At 66.0% G+C, this 18,629-nt stretch carries 18 protein-coding genes; 10 read left to right on the top strand and 8 right to left on the bottom strand.

Translation table 11 applies throughout. The features are described from left to right. Positions 1–166: 166 nt before the first annotated feature. From H7F16_RS14205 to H7F16_RS14195, 3 genes are read left to right on the top strand one after another with little or no spacing between them, the layout of a single operon-like run. Positions 167–1,333 carry a hypothetical protein gene (locus H7F16_RS14205; RefSeq protein ID WP_185798284.1) on the top strand — a complete coding sequence of 389 codons (1,167 nt, stop codon included), beginning with the start codon at positions 167–169 and terminating at the stop codon, positions 1,331–1,333. Then, the gene (locus tag H7F16_RS14200; RefSeq protein ID WP_185798283.1) at positions 1,320–2,114 is read left to right on the top strand and encodes an SDR family NAD(P)-dependent oxidoreductase; all 795 of its coding nucleotides are present in this window, start codon (positions 1,320–1,322) and stop codon (positions 2,112–2,114) included. The genes H7F16_RS14205 and H7F16_RS14200 overlap by 14 nt, the downstream gene beginning before the upstream one ends. Positions 2,115–2,125: 11 nt before the next feature. After that, on the top strand, positions 2,126–3,094 hold the full coding sequence (locus H7F16_RS14195; RefSeq protein ID WP_185798282.1) for an ornithine cyclodeaminase family protein: 969 nt from the start codon (positions 2,126–2,128) through the stop codon (positions 3,092–3,094). 46 nt (positions 3,095–3,140) lie between these two features. Here H7F16_RS14195 and H7F16_RS14190 read toward each other — a convergent pair whose 3' ends face one another. After that, complete coding sequence (locus H7F16_RS14190) at positions 3,141–4,673, bottom strand: M81 family metallopeptidase (protein ID WP_185798281.1); 1,533 nt, start codon at positions 4,671–4,673, stop codon at positions 3,141–3,143. A gap of 213 nt (positions 4,674–4,886) precedes the next feature. Between H7F16_RS14190 and H7F16_RS14185 the strand changes: the two genes are divergently transcribed. From H7F16_RS14185 to H7F16_RS14175, 3 genes are read left to right on the top strand one after another with little or no spacing between them, the layout of a single operon-like run. Further along, entirely contained in the window at positions 4,887–6,332 is a 1,446-nt protein-coding gene (locus H7F16_RS14185; protein ID WP_185798280.1) for an aldehyde dehydrogenase family protein, read from the top strand. Between the two features lie 30 nt (positions 6,333–6,362). Beyond that, the gene (locus tag H7F16_RS14180) at positions 6,363–7,505 is read left to right on the top strand and encodes an amidohydrolase/deacetylase family metallohydrolase (RefSeq protein WP_185798279.1); all 1,143 of its coding nucleotides are present in this window, start codon (positions 6,363–6,365) and stop codon (positions 7,503–7,505) included. Between the two features lie 28 nt (positions 7,506–7,533). Continuing rightward, positions 7,534–7,923 carry a RidA family protein gene (locus H7F16_RS14175; protein ID WP_185798278.1) on the top strand — a complete coding sequence of 130 codons (390 nt, stop codon included), beginning with the start codon at positions 7,534–7,536 and terminating at the stop codon, positions 7,921–7,923. Between the two features lie 66 nt (positions 7,924–7,989). On the opposite strand, the gene H7F16_RS14170 is transcribed toward H7F16_RS14175, so the two are convergent. Continuing rightward, complete coding sequence (locus H7F16_RS14170; protein WP_185798277.1) at positions 7,990–8,679, bottom strand: D-lyxose/D-mannose family sugar isomerase; 690 nt, start codon at positions 8,677–8,679, stop codon at positions 7,990–7,992. Positions 8,680–9,138: 459 nt separating this feature from the next. Further along, positions 9,139–9,945 carry a gamma-glutamyl-gamma-aminobutyrate hydrolase family protein gene (locus H7F16_RS14165; protein WP_185798276.1) on the bottom strand — a complete coding sequence of 269 codons (807 nt, stop codon included), beginning with the start codon at positions 9,943–9,945 and terminating at the stop codon, positions 9,139–9,141. A 207-nt stretch (positions 9,946–10,152) separates the two neighbouring features. Between H7F16_RS14165 and copM the strand changes: the two genes are divergently transcribed. After that, on the top strand, positions 10,153–10,506 hold the full coding sequence (gene copM, locus H7F16_RS14160; RefSeq protein ID WP_185798275.1) for a CopM family metallochaperone: 354 nt from the start codon (positions 10,153–10,155) through the stop codon (positions 10,504–10,506). A 2-nt stretch (positions 10,507–10,508) separates the two neighbouring features. On the opposite strand, the gene H7F16_RS14155 is transcribed toward copM, so the two are convergent. After that, the gene (locus H7F16_RS14155; protein ID WP_185798274.1) at positions 10,509–11,708 is read right to left on the bottom strand and encodes a pyridoxal-phosphate-dependent aminotransferase family protein; all 1,200 of its coding nucleotides are present in this window, start codon (positions 11,706–11,708) and stop codon (positions 10,509–10,511) included. 289 nt (positions 11,709–11,997) lie between these two features. Here H7F16_RS14155 and H7F16_RS14150 point away from each other — a divergent pair, with 289 nt between their 5' ends. Then, positions 11,998–13,671, top strand: coding sequence for an ABC transporter ATP-binding protein (locus H7F16_RS14150; RefSeq protein ID WP_185798531.1), 1,674 nt, complete (start codon positions 11,998–12,000; stop codon positions 13,669–13,671). Next, positions 13,671–14,450, top strand: coding sequence for a CAF17-like 4Fe-4S cluster assembly/insertion protein YgfZ (ygfZ, locus tag H7F16_RS14145; RefSeq protein ID WP_185798273.1), 780 nt, complete (start codon positions 13,671–13,673; stop codon positions 14,448–14,450). Before H7F16_RS14150 ends, ygfZ begins: the two co-directional genes overlap by 1 nt. Here ygfZ and H7F16_RS14140 read toward each other — a convergent pair. Both H7F16_RS14140 and efp read right to left on the bottom strand, forming a co-directional pair. Then, positions 14,422–15,177: a glycosyltransferase family 2 protein gene (locus H7F16_RS14140; RefSeq protein ID WP_185798272.1), complete on the bottom strand. Its 756-nt coding sequence runs from the start codon at positions 15,175–15,177 to the stop codon at positions 14,422–14,424. The two genes, ygfZ and H7F16_RS14140, sit on opposite strands and share 29 nt — an antisense overlap. Positions 15,178–15,240: 63 nt before the next feature. Beyond that, on the bottom strand, positions 15,241–15,804 hold the full coding sequence (gene efp, locus H7F16_RS14135) for an elongation factor P (RefSeq protein WP_185798271.1): 564 nt from the start codon (positions 15,802–15,804) through the stop codon (positions 15,241–15,243). A 215-nt stretch (positions 15,805–16,019) separates the two neighbouring features. On the opposite strand from efp, the gene H7F16_RS14130 reads away from it, so the two are divergent. Beyond that, positions 16,020–16,346, top strand: coding sequence for a DUF6280 family protein (locus tag H7F16_RS14130; protein WP_185798270.1), 327 nt, complete (start codon positions 16,020–16,022; stop codon positions 16,344–16,346). A gap of 87 nt (positions 16,347–16,433) precedes the next feature. On the opposite strand, the gene H7F16_RS14125 is transcribed toward H7F16_RS14130, so the two are convergent. After that, the gene (locus tag H7F16_RS14125; RefSeq protein WP_185798269.1) at positions 16,434–17,183 is read right to left on the bottom strand and encodes a hypothetical protein; all 750 of its coding nucleotides are present in this window, start codon (positions 17,181–17,183) and stop codon (positions 16,434–16,436) included. An 88-nt stretch (positions 17,184–17,271) separates the two neighbouring features. Further along, positions 17,272–18,627: a TolC family outer membrane protein gene (locus tag H7F16_RS14120; RefSeq protein WP_185798268.1), complete on the bottom strand. Its 1,356-nt coding sequence runs from the start codon at positions 18,625–18,627 to the stop codon at positions 17,272–17,274. Between the last annotated feature and the right edge of the window lie 2 nt (positions 18,628–18,629).

Genomic DNA, 18,629 nt, shown 5'->3' with positions numbered 1-18,629 from the left:
AATGGGGCATGGGAATGGGGCTGCACACCGTTGGACCCATGCTAGCAGCGCCAAGCCCCCGCGTGCGAATGCGATTCACGAATGCAGCCATGCCGCGATGGCATTGGAGAGGGCAGGCAGGGACCGTTAGCGATGGGGAGACGAAACCTTTGCGCAAGGCGGCCCGATGCGTCACGCCATGTATCTTTACGCCTGGGATCTGTGGCACGAAGGCACGGCTGCCGTAACGGCGCGGCTTTGCGATGCGGGTCTGGACGGCGTCGCGCTGGCGACCGCCTATCACGCGGGCCGCTTCCTGCGCCCCCATGCCCCGCGCGAGCGCGTCTATCTGCCCGAGGATGGCACCGTCTATTTCCAACCGTCCGAAACCGGCTACGGGCGGCTGAAGCCGCAGGCGGCGGCGATGCTGCGCGACTGCGATCCCCTGCCCGAACTGGCCGCCCGTGCCCCCGGTCTGGCGGTGGCGGCATGGACGGTCGGGCTGCACAACAGCCGCCTTGGCACACTGCATCCCGACCTTGCCTGCCAGACGCCGTTCGGCGATCCGCTGGTCAATGCGCTTTGCCCGTCGCAACCCGAGGTGCGCGCCTATCTGGTCGCGCTGTGCCGCGATACGGCAGCACAGGCGGGCGTGGTGGAAGTGATGATCGAAACCCCCGGTTTCCAGACCTATCGCCACGGCCACCATCACGAATTCGAACTGATCGAGCTTTCCCCCGCCGCCGATGCGCTGCTGGGATTGTGCTTTTGCGATGCCTGCCGCCAGCGCGCCCGCGACTGGGGGCTTGATGCCGATGCGCTTGCCCGCAGGGCGCAAGCCATGCTGACCGCCCTTTTCGCCGATGGCACGGCGCCGCTGCCCGACCTGAGGCACGACCCCGACTGGCAAGCGCTCGTGGCCTGCCGCTGCGACACGGTCACGTCACTGGTGGCCGAGGTGCGCGCGGCGCTTCCCGCGCATGTCCGGCTTGCCGTCATCCCCTCGGTCCAGACGCCGAACGACCTGTGCTGGCGCGAAGGCAGCGACCTTGCCGCCCTTCAGCGGGTCTGCGACCGGCTCGAGGTGCCCGCCTACCAATGCGGCCCCGATGCGATCGGGCGCGACATATCCGCCGTCCGCGATGCGGCAGGCAAGGACGCGGCCCTTGGCTTCATCCTGCGCCCCACTTGGCCCCATGTCCAAGGGGCCGATGACCTTGCCGCTTGCGTCGGTCTGGCGCGGCGGGCGCGGGCGGACCGCATTTCCTTCTACAATTACGGCCATATGCGTCTCCAGTCGCTCGACTGGATCGCGGCGGCGATCCGACCGGAGAACGCGCATGTCGAGACATGAGAACACGACCGCCCTTGTCACGGGGGCGGCACATGGCATCGGGCGGGCAATCGCCCTGCATCTGGCCGCCCAAGGGGCCGCCATCGCCGTGATCGACATCGACGCGCAGGGGGCCGAGGCGACCGCCGGGCTGATCCGCGACAAGGGCGGCAAGGCATGGGCCACGGGGGCCGACATCACCGACATGGCGGCGGTCGAAGCCGCCGTGACGGGGGCCGAAGCCGCCCTTGGTGCCGTGGACGTTCTGGTGAACAACGCCGCCTATACGGTGGCGGGCGATCTGGAGCATATCGGGTTGGACACGTGGCACCGCGAAATCGACGTGAACGTGAACGGCACCTACCATTGCCTGCGCGCGCTTCTTCCAAGGATGCAGGCGCGCAAACAGGGCGCGGTGGTCAACATCGCGTCGGTCAACGGGGTGCGCTACTTCGGCAATCCCGCCTATAGCGCGGCCAAGGCGGCGCTGATCAACCTGACGCAATCGGTCGCGTCGGAATACGGCCGCCACGGCATCCGCTGCAATGCGGTTCTGCCCGGATCGGTCCGCACCGACAACATCACATGGACGATCCGTCAGGAACGCGACCCCGATGTGTTCCGGAAACTGGCCCGCTGGTATCCGCTGGGGCGCGTGGCCGAACCCGAGGATGTGGCCAAAGCGGTCTCCTTCCTCGCCTCGGACGAGGCGGGCTATATCACGGGCGCAGCCCTGCCCGTCGACGGCGGCTTGCTGGCGGGGATGAACGTGATGATCAGCGAATTCATCCTCGAAGACTGAAAGGCCAAGCGATGCTCATCCTGTCCGAGGCGCAGGCGCGCCAGCTTGTCGGCATCGACGACGCCATCGAGGCCGTCGCTGCCACCTTCCGCGCGATGGCGAAGGGTGCGGCGCGGAACTACCCCGTCGTGCGCGAGGGCGTGGGCCTGAACGACGCGGTGTTCGGCGTCAAGGCGGGTGCGGATGTATCGACCCCCTTTCTCGGCCTCAAGGCCGGGGGATACTGGCCGGGCAACATGGCCAAGGGCTTAGGGAACCACCAGTCCTCGACCCTGCTCTTCGACCCCGCGACGGGTCGGGCCGCGGCCCTGGTCAGCGCCAATTACCTGACCGGCATCCGCACGGGCGCGGCCTCGGCCCTTGCCACCCGCGCCCTTGCCCGGCCCGAGGCCAGCGTTCTGGGCATCATCGGAACAGGCGGGCAATCGCCGCACCAACTGGCCTGCACGGCGCGGGTGCGAAACCTGACGCGCGTGCATGGCTGGGACACCAGCGCCGAAAGCGCCGCCCGCTTCCGCGAAACCGTTGAAGCCCTCGGCCTCGACTATGTGGCCGAAGCCGATCCCGAAGCCGTGGCGCGTGCCGCCGATGTGATCATCACGGTCACGCCCTCGCAGAAACCGATCCTGCAAAAGGCATGGATCAGGCCCGGCACCCACATCAGCGCGATGGGGGCCGATACCAAGGGCAAGCAGGAACTTGACACCGCCCTCGTCGCCGCAGCGCGCCTGTTCGTGGACGAAGCGGCACAATCCGTCAGCATCGGGGAATTCCAGCACGCCTTTGCCGCAGGGCTGATCGGCCCCGAGGCCCTTACCCCGCTGGGCGCGGTCCTTGACGGCAGCGCGACAGGCCGGCACGCGGCTGACGAAGTGACGATCTTCGACGGCACCGGCGTGGCGCTGCAAGACCTTGTGGTCGCCGAACTGGCATGGCGCAAGGCGCTGGAAAGCGGCGCGGGCGTGACGGTCGATTACTGACCGCTCACGCCGCGCCCCTGACGCCGCGACCCTCGGGCCGCGACCCTTAAGCCTTGGCCAGTGACCATTGCGCGTCGGGATCAAGCGGAAAGGCCGGACGCGGGATGTTGCGAAAGTCGAAACGCTGCAAGGCGGGCGAGGTCAGCCCCGGCGCATCGACCTCGATCACCTGGTCATGGCCGAAAAACTCGTCGAAACCCGCGCGGAAATGGCCGCGCGACTTGACGACGACCGCCCGCGCCGCCGCGATGTCGAGGCCCATCATCTCGAGGAAGATCGGGTCCGCGCATTGGGTGCGGATGGAAATGACCACCACCGAAATGCCGTTCAGGTCCAGCAACACCGACAGGCCAAGGTTCATCCGCCGCCCCGCGTAAAAGCCGCGTCGCCCGACGCAATCGCCGTCGCGGATGCTGACGACACGGGCATCGGCCTCGAACCGGCGCGAAAAGCTGTCGGCGCCGGAGCGGTTGAACACCGCGCGGAAGCGCGCCCCCTCGCCCAGCCGCGCGGCCTCGGCGGCAAGGGACGGGTCGTTGACGACGCCGATGATGACATCGCGCACCCCGCGCTCGTGCAAGGCTTCCAGAATCCACATCGTGTTGCCGTTGCCGCCGCCGCCCGGATTGTCGGCCACATCGGCAAGGGCGATGGCCGGAAGCGTCGGATTGGCGCAGACCGCGGCGACATGGTCGACCGCATCGGCCAAGGATGTAAGCTTCGGCACGAAGCGCAGATGTTCGTCCCATGCCCGGCGCGCGATCCGCTCGGCCACGGCTTTCGCGCTGCCATTGGCCTGACGGGCGGTGACGATGATCGCCAACCCGTTCTTGGGCGTGTCGGAATAGGCGAAACCGCCAAGGATCGAGACATTGACGATATCGCCCCTGACCAGCGACTGGCCGAAGTTCATCAGATCGGCATAGGGGCCGACCTCGGTCAGCAGGGTGACGGTCGGCGGCACGATGGGCATGCGGATGAAGGCCACGTCGGGTTTCATTCCGGCGAACATCTCGTGCAGCGCCGCCGCCGCATCCTGCCCGCGCGCCAGCATGTCGACATGCGGATTGGTCTGGTAGGCCACGATCACATCGGCCATGCGCACCATCCGCTCGGACACGTTGCCATGCAGATCGAGCGTGGCGACCACCGGCACATCCGGCCCCACGACCTCGCGCACGGCGGCAAGGATTTCACCGTCCGGATCGCTGTTCTCGGTGGTGATCATCGCGCCGTGGTTCGAGACATAGACCGCATCGAGCGGGCCTGCCGCGCGCAGGCGCGTCCTGATCTCGTCAAGCGCCGAAAGAAAGAACCCGTGGTCGAGCGGCCCCCCCGCCTCGACCAGACCGACAAGGATCGGCACCAGCTCCCAGGGGCCGCGCTCGTCCATTCCGGCGGCGAAACCGCGGATTTCGGTCGGCAGTTTCGGGTCCGAGCTGTGCAGATCCTCGAGGATTTCCCCCCCCGCAAGGTAGACGCGCTTGAGATAGTCCTCTTCGGTGATGACCGGCGCGAAGCGGTTGCTTTCCAGCATCAGGCCCAGGATCGCAACGCGGTGGCTTTTGGTCGATTGCATGATCTTGTCCCAACGGTCCTGATGGGCCAACGATAGTCCGCCCTGTCGCGTCACCGCCAATGCAAGCTCCGACTAAGGCAATGCGTGTCCGGCATGAAGCGTGGCGGTATGCATCTGCCACATAGCGCAATCGCTTTTCGGCATTCGCAAGGGGCGGGTCCGGCACCGATACTGGCAGAGCGCGCGCGGGATCGGCGCGGGATCGGAACGGCGATGACATCTGGAATCAGACCCTATTGGCGGAATTTCATCGGCGGCGAATGGGTCGACGGGGCCGATGGCACGCGGATCACCGTGACCGACCCCGCGACAGCCGAACCCATTGCCGAAGTGGCACGCGGCACGCCCGCCGACATAGACCGCGCGGTTCGGGCCGCGCGCGCCTGCTTCGACAGCCGCGTGCTGCGCGACCAGCGCCCGCACCGTCGCGGCGACCTGATGCTGGCCGTGGCACAGGAACTGGGCAAGGCCGCCGACGAGATTGCCCTTCTCGAATGCCGCGACAACGGCAAGACCCTTGCCAACGGACGGGCCGAAGTCGCCCTTACCCAGCGTTACCTGACCTATTACGCGGGTCTGGCCGACAAGCTCGAAGGCCGCCAGATTCCGCTGGGCGACGGGTATGTCGATTACACCACCCACGAACCTTATGGCGTTTCGGGCCAGATCGTGCCGTGGAACGGCCCCTTGCCCGTGGGCGCGCGATCCATCGCCTGCGCCTTGGTCACGGGCAATACGGTCGTGCTGAAATCGCCCGAGGATTCGCCGCTCAGCCTGTTTCTTCTGGCCGAGGCCTGCGAACGCGCGGGCGTTCCGGCAGGTGCGGTCAACATCGTCTGCGGCTATGGCCATGACGCGGGCGCTGCCCTTGCCGCGCACAGGGGCATCGACCACATCGTCTTTACCGGATCGGTCGAAACCGGAAAGTCGGTGCTGCGGGCGGCGGCGGAAAACGTGGTGCCCTGCGTGATGGAACTGGGCGGCAAATCGGGTGCCATCGTCCATGCCGATGCCGATCTCGACCGCGCGGCAGCCAGCGCCGCGCGCGGCATCTTCAACCATGCCGGGCAAATCTGCTCGGCCGGTTCGCGGCTGATCGTGCATCGCTCGATCCATGACGAACTTGTCGCCAAGGTCCGCGCCCTTGCCGCCGCACGCAGCGTCGGGCCCGGCATCGATGGCTGCGACATGGGCCCGCTGATAAACGCCCGCCAGCTTGACCGCGTCGAGGCGCTTTGCGCCGCAGGCCGTGCCGAAGGGGCGACCGCCATCCTCGGCGGCAGCAGGCTCGAGGGGACGAAGGGCCATTTCATGCAGCCCACGATCTTTACCGGCGTGCGTCCCGACATGCGCATCGCGCAAGAGGAATTTTTCGGCCCCGTCCTGGTCGTCATTCCCTTCGACACGCCCGAAGAGGCCATCGCCATTGCCAATGGCACGGATTTCGGCCTTGCCGCAGGGGTTTACACCCGCGACCTGCGCCTTGCGCATTGGACCGCCGACCGGCTTGTCGCGGGGCAGATCTATGTCAATGAATGGTGGGCCGGAGGGATCGAAACCCCCTTCGGCGGCATGAAACGATCGGGCTATGGCCGCGAAAAGGGGCAAGAGGCCCTGCTCGGCTATGTCCAGACCAAGAACATCGGCATCCGGCTGTGACCGGCCTGCCCCGAACCGGAAAGCGCAACGATGCATGACCTGATCCTGAAAGGCGGCCGCGTCATCGACCCCGGCCAAGGCCTGGACGCGGTGATGGATGTGGCCTTCAAGGACGGTCTGGTGGCCGAAATCGGCCCCGACCTTGCCACCCCCGCCAAGGAAACACGCAATGTCACAGGGCGCATCGTCACCCCCGGCCTGATCGACATGCACAGCCATGTCTACTGGGGCGGCACCTCGCTCGGGGTCGATGCCGAAACCATCGCCAAGCGCAGCGGCACCACCACCTTCGTCGATGCGGGCAGCGCGGGGGCAGGCAATTTCGCCGGGCTTCGCAAATTCATCATCGAACCCTCGGCCCCGCGCATCTTCGCCTATCTCAACATCTCGTTCCCCGGCATCTTTGCCTTTTCAAAGAACGTGATGATGGGCGAATGCGAGGACCTGCGCCTGCTCGACAGCCGCGAATGCCTTGCGCTTGCCGAACAGCACCTTGACCTTGTCGTGGGCATAAAGGCCCGCGTCGGCGCAAGGGCGGGCGGCAGTTCGGGGCTTGCGCCGCTGCTCCTAGCCATCGAGGTGGCGGAAGAGCTGAACCTTCCCGTCATGGCCCACATCGACTTTCCGCCCCCCGGCCGCAAGGAGGTGCTTGAGGCCCTGCGCCCCGGCGATGTGCTGACCCATTGCTTCCGCCCCTTCCCCAACGCCCCCGTCACCCGTGGCAGCCGCATCCGCGAAGACATTCTCGAGGCCCGCCGCCGTGGCATCATCTTCGACATCGGCCACGGCTTCGGCGGCTTCGCCTTCAAATCCGCGCGCCCCATGCTGGCCGAAGGCATCATGCCCGATGTGATCTCGTCGGATGTGCATGTGCTGTGCTGCGACGGACCCGCGCATGACCTGCTGGCCGTGATGTCCAAATTCCTCGCCCTTGGCATGCCGCTGGTCGAGGTGATCCGCGCCGCCACCGACAACCCCGCCCGCGCCATGCGCCGCGCCGAGCTTGGCACCCTTGCCCCCGGCACGGCGGGCGATGCCACGATCCTCGAACTTGCCGACAGGCGGATGGACCATATCGACGTCTCGGGCGAGGTGATCACCACCGAGCAGAACCTTGTCAGCCGCGGCATGGTGCTGCGCGGGTCATGGTGGGCCGAAGGCGGCGCAGGCTGAGGCTTTTGCAGGAAGGATAGGACAGGCCATGTCACTCGTTCGCTATGGCACAGGACAATCGGGCGCGGGCAAACAGCCCCTGCCCTTCGCCCGCGCGGTTCAGGCCGATGGCTGGCTGCATGTATCCGGTCAGGTCGCCATGAAAGACGGCGAGATCGTCGGGGGCGGCATCGTCGCCGAAGCGCGCCGCGCCATCGAAAACATGATCGCCATCCTGAACGAGGCGGGCTACGGCACCGAGGACATCGTCCGCGTGGGCGTCTGGCTGGATGATCCGCGCGACTTCTGGTCGTTCAATGCGGTCTATGCCGAATACTTCGGTGCCAACCCTCCGGCCCGCGCCTGCGTGCAGTCGCGCATGATGGTCGACTGCAAGGTCGAGGTGGATTGCGTGGCCTTTCGGGCCGACAAGAAGTAGCGCCGGAGGCTCCGGCCGTCGCCAAGGGCGTGGCCAGAGCGCGGCGCGACCAGTGCGCGGCGGGCCTCAGCGCGGAAGCCAGCTGTCGTAATCGCTGACCAGAAGATGGGTCGGGGCAACGTCTTCCTCGATCTCGGCAAAGCGGCCGATGGGCTGGACATAGATGTTGTCGGTCAGGTCGTCGTTGACGGTCGAGACCTCTCCGATCAACACATCACCGCCCTCGCCCCAGAAGGCATGCCAGTCGCCCGGCATCAGCGTGACGCTTTCTCCCGGTTGAAGCTTGAGCTTCATGCCCGGCGTATAGGGCACGTCGAGCCCGTCGCAGCGCACCATGCCGCCACGGTCGGGGGCATAGTTGCCCTTGTCATCCGACCCGCAAAGCTCGATCACCAGCGTCGCCCCGCCGCGGTTGATGATATCCTCGGCCTTCAGGAAATGGGTGTGCATCGGCGAGAGCTGGTCCTGCCGTGAAATGAGCAGCTTCTCGGCGTAGCACATGCCCCCGCCGCGTTGCAGGTCGGCCAGTTGGCCGTTGCGCAGGGTAAAGAGGAACAGGCCCATGGTGTCGAATGTCTCGGCCCCGAAATCGGTGATGTCCCAGCCCATGCGGCTGTCGATGATCCGGCTTGCGCTCCGGGCGTTGGCCTTGAACTGGTCGGGCGTCCAATAGGCAAAGGGCGGCAGGACGAAGCCGTAGTGACGGATCATCTCATCCGCAGCCGCCATGATCTCGTTGATGCGCGAACGTTTCATAAGGCCCTCCCGAGGCGTTGCTTGGCCCAAGGGTAAAACGTTTCCCTACTTGCCGACAAGGCCAGTCTTGCACCCGCGAAGGGGGGGCTTTGCGCCCCCCTGCCCGCGGCTTGCGCCGCAGGCTCCCCCCGCAGGATATTTGGGCGGTGTGAAAGCGCGAAAGGCAGGGCCGGATGTCCGGGGTGCGGCCCTTTTGGGGAATGCGGTCAATCCCCGGCAGGCAGGGCCCTGCCATCGATTCCGAAGGCATTCTTTCTGGAACTGCCGGCTTTCTGGAACTGCCGGCTTTCTGGAATTGCCGGCTTTCTGGAATTGCCGCAGATGCGGGCCGTGCCGGAGCAATGCACAAGGATATGCCCCCCGCAGCCCCGATGCACGACGCCTGTTTCCAAAGGCACGGCGTCTTTGGCACCACCTGACAGGAACACACGCATCGCCTGTGCCAAGCACGCCCCGACGTCAGGCGCGCAGCGCGACCACCCCCCGCCGCGCCCTTGCCCAATCGGCTGCGGCCTGTCCGAAGGCGGTGAAAAGCGGGCGCGACACGGGGTCGCCCGCGGCGTTCCATTCGGGATGCCACTGCACCGAAAGGGTAAAGCCCGGCGCATCCCTGACATAGATCGCCTCGGGCGTGCCGTCCGGCGCGTGACCGTCGATCACGATCCGCGTGGCGGGGCGGGCGATGCCCTGACCGTGCAGCGTGTTGGTCATCACCTCGGGCGCGCCCATGAGACGGTGGAACACCCCGCCTTCGGTAAAGCGCACCGGATGGCGCAGGGCGAATTTCTCGGCCAGCGAACCATCGGGCGGCATGCGGTGGTTCATCCTGCCCGGCAGGTCGCGGATCTCGGGGTAGAGCGTGCCGCCGAGGGCCACGTTCACCTCTTGGAAACCACGGCAGATGCCGAGGAAGGGTTGCCCCCGCTCGACGCAGGCGCGGATCAGCGGAAGGGTTATCGCGTCACGGCAGCGGTCGAAATCGCCATGGGCCGGGGTTTCCTCTTCGCCATATTCGCTCGGGTGGACGTTGGGCCGCCCGCCGGTGAGCAGGAAGCCGTCGCACAGGTCGAGCAATTCGGCCACCGACACGAAACGCGGATCCGACGGGATGATGAGCGGCAGGCAGCCTGCGACCTGCGCCACGGCTTCGGAATTCATGACCCCGCCCGCATGAACGGCGTATTCCGCGTTCAGGATATTCATATTTCCGATGATGCCGACGACCGGTCTGCGATCGGGCGTGCGGCAGGTTGCGATATCGTTCATGGCACCGTCATCCACCTGTTACAGAAAGGATAGCAAGGAATGCGCCCCGGTGAAGGGAAAATACCACATTTCGCTGTGCAGCGCCGCAGGTTGCGCCCTCTGATTATGCGAAATCGCGCGCGGCACCTGAAATCACGCCTTTGCGATTTGCCTTCCCCTTGCTGGAACCTGCGAAAGCATGGGCATCGAGACCGTTAGGAGAAGACGATGAAACGAACCGCCTTGCTGATCGCCCTGTTTCTGGCCGCCCCGTTGCAGGCCGAGACGATGAAGGGCATGGACCATTCGGGCCACATGGCCGCCGACGATGCCGCGACCGAAGCCTATCGGGCCGCCAACATGGCGATGCATGAAGGGATGGACATCGAATACACCGGCAATGCCGACGTCGATTTCGTGCGCGGCATGATCGCCCATCACCAGGGCGCCATCGACATGGCCAAGATCGTGCTGGAGCACGGGTCCGACCCCGAAATCCGCAAACTGGCGACAGGCATCATCGCCGCACAGCAAGGCGAGATCGCCTTCATGCAGGAATGGCTGGCCAAGAACGGGCAGTAACCCTAGGCCACGGCCTGCCCCACCACGCGGGCGGCGGCGGCAAGCGCCCCCGCCCCGTGCGGAATCCCGAGGCTGACCATCCCCGCCTCCATCACCGCCAGCGCGCCCAGCGTCATATGGGCATTCACATGACCCATATGCGCAACCCGCAGGAAGCCGTGATAGGCGGCGTCGGTCGGCGCGGCCATGCCCAGCCCGATGCCGAGCGTGACGCCCGCCTTGTGCTCGGTCCATTCGCGCAGGCGCGTGGCATGGGGGGCGCCGAAGCGGGCGGCGGTGACGGACCGGCCGCGATTGGCGGGATCGGCCACGTTCAGCCCGATGTCGGGATTGCCCGCGGCCCAGGCGTCAAAAGCCGCCCAGACCGCGCGCGCAAGCACATCGTGCCGCTTCCAGACGGCGGGCAAGGTTTCCTCGGCCAGCATGTCGAGGCTTTCGCGCAGACCGAACAGGTGATGCGTCGGCGCCGTGCCGGCCCAGTATTGCCAGAACTCGGTCGCATCGGCGCGCGGGGTCCAATCCCAATAGGGGGTGCGCAGGTCAGACGTGCGGCACCGCTCGCGCGCTTTTTCGGAAAACCAGACAAAGCCGATGCCCGGGGGCACCATCAGCCCCTTCTGGCTGGCCGCAACCAGAACGTCGACGCCCCATGCGTCCATGTGGAATTCGTCGCAGGCGAAAGAGGCGATCGCATCCACCGCCAGCAGCGCCGGATGGCCCACGGCATCCATGACCGCCCTGAGCCGCGGCACATCGGTGCGCACGGTGCTTGCGGTATCGACATGGGTGCAAAGCACCGCCTTGTAATCTGCATTGGCCCGCAGCGCCGCCTCGACACGGTCGAAGTCGACCGGATTCGACTTGCCGAAATCGAGCACGTCGACCGTCACCCCCAGCGCCTGCACGCTTTCGGCCCATGCGATGCCGAAACGGCCCGTCGCAAGCACCAGCGCACGGTCGCCGCGCGAGAAGAGGTTCATGTTGGCCGCTTCCCAGACGCCATGCCCGTTGGCGATATACATCGCGACGTTCTGCGTGGTTCCCGCAGCGCTGCGCAGATCGGGCCAGAGCGTTTCGACCATCTCGGGCAGCTTGCCCTCGTAGATATTGGGCGCGGCCCTGTGCATTGCGGCCAAGACGCGGTCGGGCATGACCGAAGGGCCGGGAATGGCAAGGTAGGGGCGTCCGTTGGCAAGGGTCATCTGGCTCTCCGTTCTGGCCCACAATGGCTAGGCGAGCGGGCAGACAAGGTCAACGCCAAGGAGGCGCGCGCCACATCCCCCGCCCCGCGCGAGCCGCCGCACGAGAACGCGATCCCCCGCGCCTTGCCCCGTTCGGGCTTTCGCGATAGACCCACCCCCCAGACCAAAGAGCAGGCCTCCCGTGTCCGATCCATCCGACCCCGTCCATCCCGACAAAGACCCGCGCTACGCTTCGGGCGCCCTGTTCGGACGGCTGTGGCGCGGCTACCTGAAGCCGCATCGCTGGCTGATGGCGATTGCCTTCGTGGTGATGACCATCGAAGGCAGCACGCTGGGCTTGCTGAGCTATTCGCTCAAACCGCTGTTCGATCAGGTCTTCGTCTCGGGCGGGACCGGTTTGCTGATGGTCGTGGGCGGCGGCATCTTCGGCCTGTTCCTCGTCAGGGCGCTGACCTCGATCTGCTCGCGTCTGCTGCTGACCACCATTTCGCTGCGCACGGCTTCGCGCATGCAGATCGACCTGCTGGGGCATATCTTGCGGCAGGACGGCGCCTTCTTCCAGTCCAACCCGCCCGGCGCGCTGATGGAACGGGTGCAGGGCGATACCTCTGCCGTGCAGTCGATCTGGATGACCGTGATCGTCGCGGCGGGGCGCGACATGGTCGCACTTGGCGGCCTGATGATCGTCGCCATCGGGATCGACCTGAAATGGACCCTCGCCGCCCTGATCGGCGCGCCTTTGCTGATATTCCCGACGATCATCCTGCAACGCTACCTGCGTCGCAAATCGCGCCAGTTGCGTGCCGAGGCGGGGCAGCGCTCGACCCGGCTGGACGAGATCTTCCACGGCATTCAGGCGATCAAACTCAACCGGCAGGAAACCTACCAGACCGGACGTTTCGGCGCGATCATCGCCAAGCTGAACCGCGCGCAGACGAAATCGGCGCTGGCGCAATCGACCATGCCCGCGATGATCGACGTGGTGACGGGCCTCGGGTTCTTCGCCGTCCTGCTGCTTGGCGGGCGCGAGGTGGCCGAGGGCGGGCGCACGGTGGGCGAGTTCATGTCCTTTTTCACCGCGATGGCCCTGACCTTCCAGCCGATCCGCCGTCTGGGCGAATTGTTCGGCTCGTGGCAGGTCGCGGCGGCCAGCCTCGAACGTATCTTCCGCATGCTCGACACCGAACCCCAGATGAAGCGCCCCGCCAGCAGCGAGGCCCCCTTGCCGCAAGGCGTGCCGGGCATCGCATTCCGTGACGTGCATTTCTCCTATCCCGGCGTTCCGGTGCTGGACGGGCTGTCCTTTACCGCCGAGGCCGGAAAGATGACCGCCATCGTCGGCCCCTCGGGCGCGGGCAAGACCACCGTTTTCCACATGCTGACCGCCCTTGCCGAACCTGACCGCGGCATCGTCAGCATCGGCGGGCAGGACATCCGCGCCTTTTCCCTGCCCGACCAGCGCGGCCTTTTCGCCGCCGTCACGCAGGACACCGCGCTGTTCGACGAGACCTTGCGCGAAAACATCCTGATGGGGCGCAACGATGTGTCCGATGACCGGCTCGACGCGATCCTTGGCGCGGCACATCTGGCCGATTTCGTCTCGAACCTGCCGCGCGGGCTGAACACGCCTGCGGGGCCGCGCGGATCGGGCCTTTCGGGCGGGCAACGCCAGCGTGTCGCCATCGCCCGCGCCCTTGTCGCCGATGCCCCCGTGCTGCTTCTGGACGAGGCCACCTCGGCGCTCGACGCGCAGTCCGAGGCGGTGGTGGCGGAAGCATTGGGCACATTGGCCAAGGGACGCACCACGCTTGTGATCGCGCATCGCCTCTCGACCGTGCGCGACGCCGACAAGATCGTGGTGATGAACCGCGGGAAAGTCGTCGAAGAGGGGCGGCACGAAGACCTTCTTGCCGCGGACGGGCTTTATGCCAGCCTTTACCGCCTTCAGTTCAAGGAGGGGTGATGCAAGGCGAAGCCGCAACAGGCCGGGTTCTGTGGCAGGTGACGGGCGCCGATGCGCTGGAATTCCTGCAAGGTTTGGTGTCGAACGATCTTCTTCCCCTGGGCCGTGGCGCGGGCATCGTCTGGGCGGCCTTGCTGACGCCGCAGGGCAAGTATCTGGCCGATTTCTTCGTGGTCCAGCCCGCGACCGGCCCCCTGCTCATCGATATCGCCGAAAGCCTTGCCCCTGCCACCTTGCGGCGGCTGAACATGTATCGCCTGCGGGCTGATGTGCAGATCGCGCCAAGCGCCCTGCATGTCAGCCGTGGCCTCGGGCCTGCGCCCTCCGGCGCCCTGCCCGACCCGCGCCACCCCGCGCTTGGCTGGCGCAGCTATGACGCCACGCAAGGCAGCGCCCCGCTGATCGACTGGGACGCGCTGCGCGTCGCGCATGTGGTCCCCGAAAGCGCAATCGAATTGCGGGTCGACGACAGCTACCTGCTGGAATCGGGGTTCGAGCGGCTGCACGGCGTCGATTTCCGCAAAGGCTGCTATGTCGGGCAGGAAGTGACCGCCCGCATGAAGCACAAGACCGAGCTTCGCAAAGGTCTGGTGCGGGTCAGCATCACGGGCGAGGCACCCTTCGGGACCGAGATCGCGACGCAGGACGGAAAGCCTGCGGGGCAGCTTTTCACCCGTTCGGGCAACCGCGCCATCGCCTATCTGCGGCTTGACCGGGCCGAAGGCGCGCTAAGGGCGGGCAGCGCCACCGTCACGCTGGACCCGGACCAGCCATCGTAAACCCGTAGCTGGCGCGGAAATGCGCCTCGAGCGCCGCAATGGTCGCATCGTTGCCGCCCGCGCGATTGTAGCTGCGCCACAGGCTGTCGCCCTGTCCTGCATCGGCCAGTTTGCCCTGCCCTGCCACCACCACCGGCACGCCCCGCCACGCCTGATGCCAGCGCAGCCACAGGTCATCGCCCGTGGGGGCAAGGCGCAGGGCGGCCGCCGTATCCAGCACCTCGGCCGGAAAGTCGCTGGCACGGTATAGCACGCCGTCCTTGCCGATGGGCAAAAGCAGTTGGGACGAGGTGACGGGTGCCTTGAACCATTGCCCGTAGGGCGCCACAGCCCCGTCCCGCAAGGCTATGGCATGGGCGCTATGGGCCACCGTCACACCCGGACGCCATGCCGCCAGCAGGCCCGCCAGCCAGCCCTGCGGATAGACCGTATCGTCATCGGCCGTCACGACCATGCGGTCGCTGCCGAAATGCGCGCCAAGCCACGGCAATATCTTGCGGTAAGGCCCGGTATTCGCCCCGAAACGCAGCTCGATCCGCCCGGCATCGGCCAAAGCCTGCAAGGCGGGCGGAACCGCGGCGATGCCGGTATCGAGCAGCCACGGACCGGCGGAAAGATGCAGGATCACCCGCGCGGGCGCAGGCTTTTGCGACAGGATCGAGGCGATCACCCGATCCACCTGCCCGATGCGGGCGGCAATCGTGGTCAGGCTGACATCGACATCCAAAAGAGAAACCCCCGAAACCTGCCCGATCTTGGGGCAGGTCGGGGGCGCAAGGCAACCGCCGCGTCAGGCGCGTTCGGAATATTCCATCAGTTCGGTATGCACGATGATCTCTTCATCCGGCCCGATGAACGGCGGGATCATGATCCGCACGCCATTGTCGAGGATCGCGGGCTTGAAGCTGTTGGCCGCCGTCTGGCCCTTTTGCACCGGCTCGGTCTCCACAATGCGGCATTTCACCTTTTGCGGTAGGGTGACGGCCAGCGCCTCGTCGCCATAGTAGCGGATCGTGGCCGTCATGCCGTCTTGCAGAAAGGGCCGACGGTCGCCCAGCAGGTCGGCGTCAAGCTCGATCTGTTCGTAGGTTTCGGCATCCATGAACACCAGCCGCCCGTCGTTTTCATAAAGGAACTGCTGGTCCTTGTTCTCGAGCCGGACCTCGTCGACCTTGTCTTCCGACCGGAAGCGTTCGTTCAGCTTGCGCCCGTCGCGCAGGTTCTTCAGCTCGGCCTGCGCAAAGGCACCGCCCTTGCCGGGTTTCACATGGTTGACCTTGACCGCTGCCCAAAGCCCGCCGTCATGTTCCAGCACCATGCCGGGCTTGATTTCGTTGCCGTTGATCTTGGCCATAAGGGTAAAACCTTGTCGAGAGGTTGAAGAAATGTTGTCCGTGCCTATATCTCGCCCATGCATATCGGACAAGACGACTAGATACGGTAGCGCAGTTGTGATAGCCATGCACCCAACGCATAGCTATCATTCCAAAGTCGCAATACCGAATCGTGACTAAATGGTCATATTCGCCCGACGCCAGAAAAGACAAGAGCAAGAATAGGAACGACGAGATGGTCGATTTCGTTGACGGCACGGCCTTCAACTACGAACAGGGCCAACGGGCCCGCAAGCTGTTCGCGGCTGTCGTATTGGCGGCATTGGATGATGCTATCGCCGATGACAAGAAATACGGAAACGGTCCCGAGCAGATCGCCCGCTGGGCACGTTCGCGCGACGGGCGCGAAGTGCTGTCCTGCGCCGGCATCGACCCGAACGAACGGGTCGTCAAAGGGCTGATGGATTTCGTGTCCAAGGGCATCCGGACCTCGGTCGCGCTGTCGCGCGAGGAATCCGAGCGCCGCCACGCGCTGGAAGCGGATCAGGCCGAAGCCGCCTGATCGACCCGCGCAACCGCGAAAGACGAACGCGCCCCCCGGGGCGCGTTTTGTTTTGCGATCATCGGCTTGGGGCGAATTCTTCCTGCGTCACTCGAAGTCGCGCACCGCGAGGGCGCGCGCCACTTCGGCCCGCACCAGCTTGCGCACGTTGCGGGTGATCCGTTCGCCAAGCGTGCCTTGCAGTTCCTCGCGGATGATCTCGCGCACCAGCTCGCGCAGGGCCTCTTCGTCGATGGTGCCCGCCTCGGGCGCATCGTCGAGGAAATGCGCATAGGCATCGGTGATGGTGTCATCTTCCAGCTCGGCCCGCACCGCAGCCTCGGCTGCATCGGCCCAATCTTCGACCGAGGCTTCGGGTTCGGGCTGCGAAACCCCGGGCGCTTCGGCGGCTTCGGCTGCGTCGAATGCGCCTTCGGGCACGACGATATCAAGGGGTGCCGCCGCGCCGTCGTCGTCATAGCTGTCACCCGGAGCGGCCGCAAAGGCGGCAACGACCGAAGGCTCGGGGACGTCATCGTCCTCGACCGCGATAAAGGCGGCTTCGGGCACGGGCTCGGCAGCCTCGGCCGGTTCGGCATGGCGGATGCTGTGGAAGGCGGGGCTTTGCGCTGCCAGTTCGATGGCCGGCGCCGCGTCCTCGGGGGTGTAGCTGTCGGCATCGGGCACGATCCGAAGCGCGGGCGTCAGCAGCAGCTTGTCGGCCGCCGGAACGGGCGACGGCTCGGCCAGCGGTGCCGCCGGCTGTTGCCGTGCCTGCGGGCGATGTTCATCGGAAACAAGACGCCGGATCGACGAAAGCACATCCTCGATCTCGACAGAGCTCATCGGTTCCGACATGCGCGGCGCGTCCTTTGTTCAGGCGTTGTGCGGCATGATAGCCGCACAACCGTGGCCATATCAAGAACTTGGCGTGGCAGCCCTGCGGTCAGTTGCCCGACCGCTTCATGATCCGGTCCAGCGCCTTGCCCTGCACGCTGATCGGTGCCTTTTTCACGGCGTTGTAATAGGTCGCCGGATCATAGACCGGCACGCCGAGTTTCAGATGCTCGACCGACAAGAGGCCCATGCTTGCCAGAAGGTTGTAGACCCCCACGTAACGCTGCGCCTCGGCGGTCAGTTTCTGCGCGCGCGCGTTGAGCAATTCCTGCTCGGCATCCAGAACGTCAAGCGTGGTGCGCGCGCCAAGCGTCGCTTCTTCCTTCACGCCGTCGAAAGCCGTTTGCGCTGCCGTGATCTGCTGGTTGCCCGCCGCGATCGACGCCTGCGCCACATCCACAGCCGACCATGCATTGCCGACGGATTCGGCAATCGTGATCGCCGTTTGCGCCAATGCGGCCTGCGCGGCTTCCTTGTTGGCGAAAGCGGCGCGCTGTCCCGAAGCGATGGCCCCGCCGGTGTAAAGCGGCTGTGTCAGGGTCAGTGACAGGGCCTTTGAATCCGTGCCCGTCTGGTCCAGCCGCGAAATGCTCGCCTCGCCCTTCAGCGTGGGCAAACGCTCGGCGCGGGCGGCTTGCAGGCCCAGATCGGCCACCGTCACCTGACGCTGGGCTTGCAGAATGTCGGGATGCGTCGCCAAGGCCAGCGTCCGCGCCTCGTCCAGCGACTTCGGCGTCGCGGGCAGCTTCGGCAGCGCCGACAGCTTGCCCGGATAGGCGCCGGTGACCGCCTTGTAACGCTCGCGCGCGGTGGTCAGGTCGCCCTGCGCCGCAACCAGCCCCGACTGGGCCGAGGCAAGCCGCGCTTCGGCAAGCGCCACATCGGTGCGCGTCACCTCGCCCACGTCGAAACGGTCCTTTGCGGCCTTCAGCTCTTCGCCGATCAACCGCACGTTCGACTGGCGCAGCGCCACGATTTCCGATTGCAGCCGCACGTTCACAAAGGCATCGACCGCCTGCAGCAGGATCTTCTGCTCCAACCCGCGCAACGCCTCGCGCGTTGCAAGCACGGTCTCTTTGGCAATCTGGACACCCAGTTGACGACGCCCGAAATCGAGCAGCGTCCATTGCGCGACCAGACTGTAGGTCGTCTGCATCGTCCCGACCGAACTTACCGCCGGATCGTTGTAGCGCGACTGCCCGAGAAAGCTGATCACCGGTCGCAGGCCTGCCACGGAACCTGCGACATCCTCGTCTGCCGCGCGCAGCAGCGCCTCGTTCTGGTCAAGGATCTTCGAGCTTGTGTAAGCCGCAACCAACGCATCGGCCAGGCTTTCCGCCGAGGCGGGCAATGCCGCCGCAAGTGCCAGAACCGAAACCGCCGCTGCCTTCAGAAATGCCCGCATCT

This window comes from Paragemmobacter straminiformis, assembly GCF_014243445.1.
In the GTDB taxonomy this organism is placed as follows: domain Bacteria; phylum Pseudomonadota; class Alphaproteobacteria; order Rhodobacterales; family Rhodobacteraceae; genus Paragemmobacter; species Paragemmobacter straminiformis.
This window is presented reverse-complemented; position numbering and strand designations above follow the sequence as displayed.